The organism is Rickettsiales bacterium (assembly GCA_025210695.1).
GTDB lineage: Bacteria > Pseudomonadota > Alphaproteobacteria > Rickettsiales > CANDYO01 > CANDYO01.
Genome location: JAOARE010000043.1, coordinates 52,300 through 63,552, shown reverse-complemented (window position 1 = coordinate 63,552; position 11,253 = coordinate 52,300). Strand labels below are relative to the sequence as shown.

The 11,253-nt window shown below is 33.1% G+C and carries 6 protein-coding genes; 2 read left to right on the top strand and 4 right to left on the bottom strand.

What is annotated here, in order from left to right:
• The coding region (locus N4A31_07255) for a hypothetical protein (GenBank protein MCT4636012.1) at positions 1-4,378 on the top strand (4,378 nt) is incomplete at its 5' end.
• 13 nt (positions 4,379-4,391) lie between these two features.
• Here the strand turns inward: N4A31_07255 and N4A31_07250 are convergent.
• Positions 4,392-5,528, bottom strand: coding sequence for a branched-chain amino acid transport system II carrier protein (locus N4A31_07250; GenBank protein MCT4636011.1), 1,137 nt, complete (start codon positions 5,526-5,528; stop codon positions 4,392-4,394).
• Between the two features lie 89 nt (positions 5,529-5,617).
• On the opposite strand from N4A31_07250, the gene N4A31_07245 reads away from it, so the two are divergent.
• On the top strand, positions 5,618-6,508 hold the full coding sequence (locus N4A31_07245; GenBank protein MCT4636010.1) for a mechanosensitive ion channel: 891 nt from the start codon (positions 5,618-5,620) through the stop codon (positions 6,506-6,508).
• A 40-nt stretch (positions 6,509-6,548) separates the two neighbouring features.
• Here the strand turns inward: N4A31_07245 and infB are convergent, their stop codons facing one another.
• From infB to N4A31_07230, 3 genes are read right to left on the bottom strand one after another with little or no spacing between them, the layout of a single operon-like run.
• Entirely contained in the window at positions 6,549-9,005 is a 2,457-nt protein-coding gene (infB, locus tag N4A31_07240) for a translation initiation factor IF-2 (protein ID MCT4636009.1), read from the bottom strand.
• Positions 9,006-9,024: 19 nt separating this feature from the next.
• Positions 9,025-10,542: a transcription termination factor NusA gene (gene nusA, locus N4A31_07235; protein ID MCT4636008.1), complete on the bottom strand. Its 1,518-nt coding sequence runs from the start codon at positions 10,540-10,542 to the stop codon at positions 9,025-9,027.
• A gap of 25 nt (positions 10,543-10,567) precedes the next feature.
• Positions 10,568-11,038, bottom strand: a complete 471-nt coding sequence (locus N4A31_07230) for a ribosome maturation factor RimP (protein MCT4636007.1) — start codon at positions 11,036-11,038, stop codon at positions 10,568-10,570.
• Positions 11,039-11,253 lie beyond the last annotated feature (215 nt).

The following is an 11,253-nucleotide window of genomic DNA, read 5'->3' as shown; positions in this document are numbered from 1 at the left end:
TCCCTCGAGTTATCCGAGCTCTATACCATCGGCTACGCCTAGTGGTGTTCCCTCGAGTTATCCGAGTTCTGCGCCATCGGCTACGCCTAGTGCGTCTCCTTCGAGTTATCCGAGTTCTGCGCCATCGGCTACGCCTAGTGCGTCTCCTTCGAGTTATCCGAGTTCCCAACCTACTTTTGAACCTAAACCTACTATTGCTCCAACTTTATCTCCAACAGATGCAGTAGAGGAAATTTCTTTGGACTCCTTTGGATCTCACGGATCAGTAATTTATGGTTCTATTGAGGGTGCCAGGATAGGGAGAGATATTATTAGAATAGGAGATATTAATGGTGATGGTTTAGGTGATATTTTAATTTTAACATCATGGCAGAAACCTTATGTGGTTTATGGAAATGTAAAAAAGGGAAATAGTTTTGAATTAGGATCTCCGGATTATAGCCAAGGTTTTTGTCTGCAAACAACGCAAAGTTATCATAGCATTTCTGCAGCTTGGACTGGAGATATAGATGAAGATGGAATAGATGACTTTATGGTTAGTATGAGGTATTTCGACCAACAAAAAGGGGTAATTAGGGTTATTTACGGTAAAAGGAATAGATCAGAAGATATTGATCTAGATAACTCTAGTGATGAATTTATTTTCAGTGTTATGGGAGCTGAAAACAATGATTGGCTAGGAAGTTATATTATAGGAATCGAAGATTCAAATGGTAATACCCATAATGATATATTAACATCTTCAGCAACTAAATCATATGTTATATCTGGTCAAGGAAAAGATTCTAGTGATATAACGATGCCTCAAGGCGTTTCTATAACAGGACCTATATTAACTGGTTATCCTTATAATAGCTTTTCTTCATTAGGGGATGTTAATGGAGATAATTATTCAGATTATGCTATAGGAATATATAATTCATTATCGTTTAAAGATGAAATTTATGTATTAAACGGTAGTAATAGTTCTTCTAATATTGATCTGAATACAATAGATCCTCTAATTACTTTAGAAAAAGGTGATAGAGTTAGCGATGATTTTAAAAATATCGGTGATATCAATGGTGATGGTATTAATGATTTTTCTTTGGCTACACTTGCAAAGACATATATAATATATGGAAAACCAGGTGGATTAGCTAATCTTAGTAGTTCTGATGGCTTCAATATTTATAGTTCGAATAATCCTAATTATAATACTTATTATGTTGCAGGAGGCTTTGATGTTAATAAAGATGGAAGATCGGATATTATAGTTAGTTTTTATTATCCAAATGGTAATAAAATTGCTGCTGTCATATATGGTAATGATCAACAAAGCAGATCAAATATAGATATAGATCATTTATCTGTCGAACAAGGACTATATATAACTTCTAATAATCCAGAAAATGGTAATAAAGTTGTTAGGAATATTGGTGACTTTGATGGAGATGGCTTTAAAGATGTTTCTATCTCAGGTATTTATACGGATTATAATCAAGTTGAAAATGTAGGTGCAGTTTATTTAATAACTGATATTTTTGGAAGTTCAACTAATTATCCAACTTCTGCTCCTAATGCTTCCCCTAAACCGACAAATATACCAAGCGTTGTTCCAACAGAAATTCCAACAGAGATTCCTAGTTCAGCTCCAACACTGATCCCGTCAACGTCTGGGCCTACTACTGGTTTTCCAAGTGGTGCTCCAAGTTCGACTCCAAGCGGTGTACCTACATTTACTTATAGGCCCACATGTCCCACGGTTGAGCCAACAGAAAAACCGAGCCAAATACCAACTACTAAACTAACTCCTGATCCTAGCGCAGATCCAAGTGCACCTCCAAGTTTTGTACCGACTGTTTCACCTACGTCTAACCCAACTTCTATACCAAGTTTTATACCTAGTTTTAGACCAAATAACTCTCCAACTTCTGCGCCAACTTATGTTCCTAGCATTTTTCCAACACAGAATCCTACATTTGCACCTACGGATATTTCTAATAATCCATATATAGATATTGTTATGACAACCTCAGGAGTTTATAATGGAACTATAGCTAATGAGAATTATATAATGGATGCGGAAGGAAGAGTTCTTCTTAATGCCGGAGGGGGGCATGATAAGTTCACAATCATGCCACATCCAAATGCATATTATACTATTGCAAATTTTGATAATGATTATGAATTAATTGATCTAACTGCATTTAAAAATATCCGTTACATGAGTGATTTAAGTATTACGTCTGGTTCTATAATAATTAATTTAGACAATGAACAGAAAATTAGATTATTAGATCTTAATCCTGGTGAAGTTGATGATAATAATTTCCTTTTTTATAAAGAGAAAGGGAATGAAAATAATGTAGATTATACTTTTGTTTATTCTATCGTTGGTGTTATTTCAGCTATTTTTCTATATGAAGTTTCAGATCGTAGTAAAAAGGGAAAATGGCCTTTTCAATCTAATAAAGTTCAGCCAGATCAATTAAAAGGAAACTTACTTGAAGTCAAAGGTTTAAAAGGAAATAATCCTGAAATAATAGAAAAATATTGTAGTGCATGTAAAGTTATTACGGAAACTCTTGAGTTAATTAATGATGAAGTTCTTAATGTGGTGGTGCTTCAACTTGGTCATCCAGGTAGTGATGTTAGAGATAGTAGTTTTGAAGTTTTAAAAACAGTTGTTCAAAAGAGATTCGATCTCATTAATGATGATATTATATCTAATTTAAAGTTATATGAGAATAGGGGGTTTGATGATGCGATGGAGTTTGCTAATGAAATAATGACTGAAATTCTTATTAGAAAAAGTATTGTAACGGACCTTACAGATAAAAATATTAAGTATATTAATAATCATCTTGATTCTATATATGAAGCTCATCCTAGGTTCGTTCGGGCACTATATGATAGGCTAGATCTTAAAGACATAACATCAAATTTATTAGGTGAGAAAATTACAAATTTAGAAAAATCTTTTATAGATAAAGCTTTTCAGTTAATACAACCATGTGATAGCTCAGATGAAGATGGGAGTTTTGATATAGAAAGTCAAATGTCTGATACAATTACAAATTTAGAAAAAGCTTTTATAGATAAAGCTTTTCAGTTAATACAACCATGTGATAGCTCAGGTGAAGATGGGAGTTTTGATATAGAAAGTCAAATGTCTGATACAAATGATGATATAAGGAGTCCCCAGGGTACCATTGTGTATAGAATGAGTTTTGTTGAACCATATAATCCTTTAATGCATTCTGGGTTGTTAGGTAAAATTGCAGCAGAATATAAGAAAATAGAATATGATGGTAAGATAGATTCTAAGATTAGTGATTATATAGACTTGGTTCAAGATCCAGAGGTAAGAGAGCAGTTTACAGATTTACTTAATGAAAAAGGTGAACAATCTATTGTAGACTTATTATTTAAACAATTTGAAGTTCCTGAGATTAGTTCTGCTAATCAGCAGATGGTTGTTGGTGCAAATGATATTTCTTTGCAGAATGGGCAGATGATCACTTATGGATCTAAAAAAGATGGAGAGTATTCAGATTATAGATATAATACTAATTACTTAGTTCCTGGATTATTTGCGTTTAGGGGGGCAATTGAATCTGCCTCTACAATTAAATATATATTCAATGAGATATTACATTTAGATTATTTTCTCCCTGAGTCAATAAAAAACATTGAGTTTCCTAAATTTACTAAGACTAATGATTTCTGGGTTATTTTACATTATGCATCAGGAAGTTTAGGAATGCATTTAATGAAAGTTTCTAATATAGAACTTATAGATATAGCAATGCCTATGATTTCAACAGGAACTTATGCGGTCCACTTATCTGCTAATGATTATATGATGAATCAAAGACAGTTATATATACAAGAGGTAGGAGAAACATCAATAAATAATCCTATTGATTTCTTTAATCAATGTGGTTCAGTTATGATAAGCAAAATGGTTCTTGATTATACAAGTATCACTGCAAACCCAATGTTACAAGGACCAGTGCTTACAATGGCTGTACAGGGAGCTTCTATTGGTGTGGTAGCGGAGGGATTACAATGTTATAATGCGCATCAAGAGCCTGTGGAATTAACCTATATTGAAGCATCAATACCTTTTATTGCTTCTGCAGTGGTCTTCTCGCTTGCTATTTCATCAGCATCACTTAAATATGACACCCCTTTAAGTACAGTAAATACTTTTAGTAATTTATTACTAATAGCTGGTAAAGTTTCTATAACTCACGGTATGAGTTCATTAGCAATTCCGATGTTAAGAGATGTGATTTCTAACGTAAAAGAAACTATGGATTCAGGTATAGAATGCACTACTCAAACAATAGGTAGTATTTATGATTATTTTAGTGAAGACTCTGATTTATAAATCCTTCATTAAATTATATCAGACTATAACAAGCATTACTTATGAATGTTATCCAGAATAATTGTTTTGCGCATTTTATCTTATAGTAATTCTGTATAATTGCTGCAATTGTTAGAGCAATCAATGCTGGATAAATATAAGTTAATATTGTTCCTAAGATAAAAATAATTGTAGTAAACCCAGTTAGAGAGAGGGTAAAGCTGATACCTGTGGTGATTAATATAGATTTTTTCCAAGAAATTTTTCTTTGTGCTATGTCAACACGCAAGAATTCAGCAAATAGTCTAACCAAACTTGCTGCTGTTGCTAGGCAAGAGAAAAATATAGTTATAGCTACAACTAGTGTGGCATACTTACCTAGAGTTAGGTTGGCAATAGTTGCTAAATATTGTTCAGGCTGAGCGTTTGCCAAAGAAGTTGCATAATGTGCGCCTAGAAATACAAATCCCAAATATACTGACGCAATCAATCCTGCTCCAATAAAACAAGAGGCTATACTTAGCTTTGTGGTTTCTGCTTTATATTTTGCAATACTATGTAGGTATTCCACAATTGTAATTGAGAAAAAGAAAGAAGCCATTAAATCCATAGTTTGATAACCTTGCTTGATACCAATATTAAAAGCAGGTTCATCTGGTGGAGAATTAATTAATTCAGGAGATTGGTATATAGCTGTAGCTATTATTAAAACAATTCCTCCTATTTTGAATGGTCCTAATATTTTGCCAATAATTGGTACAACTTGATTTTTTTTCCAAATAGTCCATACAATCATTGTAAGAAATATTGCACTAAATAATGCTAATGGTAAATTTGGGAAAATAAGGGTAAATCCTCCATAAGCAACTAAAATACATCTAGGTACTACTCCAAAGGGGCCTATGAGAGATAAAATCAATAAACTTAGGGTAAAAGGAGCATATTTGCCTAATAATCCAAAATATCTGTCTTTATCTCCACCATATAACACCATACTAAATAACCCTAAGAACGGAACTAGAATACCAGTTAATATCAGTCCAAGGCTAGCTATTAAGTATTGGTCAGTTGTTTGTGAACCTATGATCAAAGGAAAAACTAGGTTACCTGAGCCAAAGAACATAGCAAACATAGCGACGCCTGCAGTTATAGCGGTTTTATAAAAAGACATATCTACCTAAGGTTAGAATTAAATTACTAGAAAGTTTAAGATCTATGTTTTATCATTTGTAAAGGATAATGTAAAGGATGGAGTATAATATGTGGGAATTTACGTATAATAAAATAGCAAATTTTTTTAGTGCCGATTGGTTTAATAATGATATGAGCATTATGTCTATAATAAAAGAAATTGCACGTATTATTAAAGAGATATGGAATTATAAAGTCTTTACAATTTCAGGAAATGAAGACGTTATGGTATATAATATTGTAATTAGTGTTGTTTTGCTTTTTATTGGTTTTAAGATATCTAAGCGCTTAAGCATTGTAATAAGGCGTAAGCTCTCTAAAAAATTAGATATTAGTACGGCATATTCATTAGCTAGGGTATCTTACTATATTATGATAATGCTTGTTCTAATATTTATATTAGATATTGCTAATGTGCCAGTAACAGTATTTGCTGTAATTGGAACAACGTTTGCTTTAGGTTTTGGGTTAGGAGCGCAGCATATAGTTGGTAATTTCTTTAGTGGGTTACTGATAATGGCGGAGAATTCCATTAGAATAGGTGATATTATAGAAGTAAAAGATAAAATAGGGGAGGTTACAGATCTTGGTACAAGATGTATTACAATCAAAACTAGCGATGATATAGAGATGATAATACCAAATAGTAGTCTTATTCAAGAAGTTATAATTAACCACAGTAATCATAGCTATAAATTAAGGCACTCGTTGTCCTTTAAAATAGAAAGTGGGATTAAAATTGCTAAAATAGATAAGTTAATTCTTGACGTTCTTAATAATTATCCTGCTATACAAACAGATCCTTTGCCAAGGGTGTTATATAAGTCTATATGTCAGAAATACTATGAAATAGAGGTGGAGTTTTATTTTAATCCAGCTGTATATAGCAAGCATATGTATATTACTGACGCTATTAATAGAGCTCTTTCAGAGGTGCTAAAGAAATATAATGTATCTTAGATAATTATAGTAGGCGCCTAAATTGTTAGGCGCCACTTATTTATAGAGTTCTTACTTCTTCAACTAGTTTAAATACTTCTACTTTGTCGCCTTCTCTTATATCTTCATAATTTTCGAAAGCAATACCACATTCAAAGTTTTCTCGAACTTCTTTTACATCATCTTTGAAGCGACGAAGAGTCTTTAGTTTTCCCTCGTGAATAACGATATCATCTCTTAATAGACGCACTCCTGCTCCACGGGAGATGTAACCATCTAATACATAAGATCCAGCAATTTTACCAGCTTTAGTAATATTATATACTTTACGAATTTCTGCATGTCCTATATATTCTTCACGAATAATTGGTGATAACATTCCAGATAGAATAGCTTTAATATCATCAATCAAATTATAAATTATTGAGTAGTATCGGATGTCAATTCCTTCGCTTATAGCTTGTTGGTTAGCTTGTTGGTTAGCGCGTACATTAAATCCAATAATAATAGCTTTTGAAGCGTTGGCTAAAGCTATATCAGATTCATTAATTCCACCCACCGCAGCGTGAAGGATTTTAACTTTTACTTCTTCTCCATTAAATTTATTTAAGCTACCAGATATTGCTTCAATTGACCCCTGTACATCAGCTTTAATGATAATAGGTAAATCTTTAATGGCAGTTTTTCCTGATCGTAGGAACAATTCTTCAAGAGATCCTCGTTTATTTAAAGAGTTTTTTAATATTAGTTTCTGTTGATGTCTATATTCAGTAATCTCTCTGGCTTGTTTCTCTTGTTCTACAACATTAAATTTATCTCCTGCGTCGGCTGCATTATCTAATCCCAATACTTCAACAGGCATGGATGGTGTTGCTTCTTTAATAGAACGCCCTTTGTCATCATTAATAAGTCTAATTTTACCATAGCTTCCACCAGCTACTATAATGTCACCAATTCTTAATGTACCACGTTGTACTAGAAGGGTGGTTATTACACCTTTAGTCTTATTGACTTTAGATTCAATTACCATACCTGAAGCCTCTGCTTGGTAATTAGCAGTAAGATTTAACATTTCTGCTTGGAGAAGAATCATCTCTTCAAGTTTATCTAAATTTAGTTTTTGTTTTGCAGATACTTCAACCACTATGGTATCACCACCCAAATCTTCAGAAATTAAATTGTGTTGAAGAAGCTCTTGTTTAACTCTTGATGGATCTGCTCCAGGTTTGTCAATTTTATTAATTGCCACAATAATAGGAACTTCGGCCGCTTTAGCATGGTTAATTGCTTCAATGGTTTGTGCCATTATGCCATCATCTGCAGCCACAACTAGGATTACAATATCAGTTGCTTTAGCTCCTCTGGAGCGCATAGCAGTAAATGCTTCATGTCCTGGTGTATCAATGAAGGTTATATGAGATTTATTTGCAAGAGTTATTTGGTAAGCTCCGATATGTTGGGTGATTCCACCTGCTTCCCCTAAAGCAATATCCGATGAACGCAATGAGTCTAGCAAAGAAGTTTTTCCGTGATCTACATGTCCCATAATAGTTACTACAGGGGAGCGATGTTCTAGCTGATGTTGCTCATCTTTGAATTTAAGAATATTTTCGACATCTCCTTCAGTTACTCTCTTCATTGTATGACCAAAGGTGGCTATCAATAATTCTGCTGTGTCAGCATCAATAATCTGATTTCCTGTTACTAGCATGCCAAGTTTCATAAGCTCTTTAGTAACATCTGCGACACGTTCAGACATCCTATTTGCTAATTCCTGGACAGTGATCGCTTCTGGCAAGATAACTTCTTTGGTAATTTTTTCTGTTGGCTTAGCTCCTGACATGTGATCACGTTTGTTTTTTTCTCTTTGGCGCTTTATTGAAGCCATGCTTCTGTGGCGAGTTAAGTCTATGTCATCATCTTCTGCACCTATAGCATTAAGTTTACTTGCTAATTTTTTGGAGTCGTCATATTTTGATTTAACAGAAGTTTTTGCTTTTATATCAAGTTTTGTGGTTTTTGATTCAGTATCTTCATGGTGTTTATGGACTGTTTTTTTATGTCCATGTTTATGAGAATCATGAGTTGATTCCTTCTTCGGTATGTCAATAGGGGAAACAATCTCTAGAGGATCTGGTTTAGCGGGATTAAGATTTTCAGTTTTATTTTGCTTGCTTTCTTGTTCTTGTGCTTCCTGTAGTTTCAGTAATTCCTCTTGACGTAGTTTTTCTTTTTCTAGTCTTAAAGCTTCTGAATGAGAAGCATTCTTAATGGCTTGGATACGAGATGTAATTAATTCATCTGGTTCATTAGATTTTGATTGATTACTGTCCGTATCTTTAATAGTTGAATCTTTTGTTCCAAAGCGTTTTTTCTTAACTTCAACGGTGACTGTTTTGGATCTTTGGTTGAAATTATGTTTAATTTGACTACTGTCAAAAGATTTTTTGAGCTTCAAAACAGATTTCTGTACTCCAAGCTTAGGTTCTTTTTTTGTGTTGTCTTGTTCTTCACTCATACATTAACCCTATTCTGTTTTAAATCTCATTAGTTTGTTCATTTAAGCATTTTTTAGCATGATCAATTAAATCGTTTATTTTATCATTGCTAAAATTACTATCCGGCAATATTTGTATAAACTCTTTTAGCTTCAGGTCAGCTAGGTCTTCAATTGTTTTAATTCCTTGCTCAGCTAATTTAATAACTTTTTCATGCGGTAATTCTAGAATATCTATTAGTTCTTGATCTATGCCTAAAGCTTTAACTTTTTTAGCGAATTCCTTATTTTGTTTATCTAAATATTTATTTGCTCTTTCTTTTAGAGCCTCAGATAAACCATCATCAAAACCTTCTATTGATGCAAGTTCACTATCACTAATTAGTGTTAAATCTTCAATAGAGGTAAATCCTTCTGATGCAAGTAATTGAGCTAACATCTCTTCAACATCAAGAGCTTTTATAAATAGTTCTGTTGTATTATTAAACTCTTCAATTCTACGTTTTGACTCTTCATCTTCAGTTAAAATATCAATATGCCATCCGGTTAACTTAGATGCTAATCGAACATTTTGCCCTCTTCTACCAATTGCCAAGCTTAGTTGTTCGGTTGGTACTACAACCTCTATTCTACGAGTATCTTCATCAATAACCACTTTGCTAACTTCAGCGGGAGTTAATGCATTTACTAAGAAAGTTGCAGGATTTGCAGACCAAGCGATAATGTCTATTTTTTCACCTTGGAGTTCATGAATTACAGCTTGCACTCTGCTTCCTCTAATACCAACGCAAGAACCAATAGGATCAATTGATGAGTCACTACAATATACTGCAATTTTAGCTCTAGATCCAGGCTCGCGCGCAACTGATTTGATCTCAATAACACCATCGTAAATCTCTGGCACTTCTTGAGCAAAAAGTTTGGCTAAGAATTGATCATGAGTTCTAGATAAAAATATTTGTGGGCCTTTTACTACTCTACGTACGTCCTCTACATAAACACGAATTTTATCATTTGGTCTAAAAATTTCGCCTTGAATAATAGATTCTTTCTTTAAAATTGCCTCATCACGTCCAATGTCAATAATTACATCACCAAATTCTAAACGCTTTACGACACCATTCATGATATCACCAATACGATGTTTAAATGCATCAAATTGACGATCGCGCTCTGCATCACGAACTTTCTGTATAATAATTTGTTTTGCAGATTGTGCCGCTACTCTTCCCAAGTCTATAGGAGGTAGTAATTCAGATATAAACCCACCAATTTCTATTTCTGGATTGGTTAATTTAGCATCTTCTAGAGATATTTCTGTATAACTATTTTCTACGAAATCAACAACCTCAAATATTCTAAACAAGTTTACTTTACCAGTTTTTTGATCAATTTCTGCTTTAATATTATGCTTATGTCCATATTTGCGTTTTCCTGCAACTTCTATAGCATGTTCCATAGCTTCAATAACAGAATCTCTATTTATTCCTTTCTCTCTTGCTACTGCATCTGCTACTTGTATAATTTCGCTATTTCCAAAACCCGTTGAACTCTGCATAATTAGATCCTTTTGTAGTGTTGTTTTATTTTTTGTTATTTTTCATTACGTAATGTAAATTTGCAGATTGAACTTGATCAAGGTCAATCTGAACAATTTTATTATCACAGTTTATTTTAATTGTATTGTTTTCTTTATTAAAGTCTGCAAGTTTTCCTGTAAATCTTTTTTGTCCATTAATTAATACTTGAGAAGTGAGTTTAATATTTTTCCCAACAAACTTTGAGTAATGCTCAGCTTTGATTAAAGGACGCTCTATTCCGGGAGAGCTTATTTCTAAACTATATTGTTCGTTTAATTCTGCCACCTGTAAAATACGATTGATTAGCTTCGTTGCTTTTGTACAGTCTTCGATAGTCACTCCATTGTCATCATTAAGAGTGTCGATCATTATTTGCATTGTATCTTTATCTAATTGTTTAACTCTTACTAACTCATAACCTAAGTCATTTAGAGGCGGTTCTATAAGACTAATAATTTTTGCTTCAATTGCCATATACAATATATTTATATAAATTACCTAATAAAAAAAGGCGGGTTATTATGTTACAACCCACCTCCTAACAAAAAAATCTTCTATAGAGTAGTTTATACCAAAACTTAGCTAAGTTAGCAAGAAGTTTTTTAGTTATAGTCTGCCTCACCAAATGATTATATATAGAAAGTTGGATTTATTATCTTGTTTGAAGCTTAGTATCAATTCGAGCATTC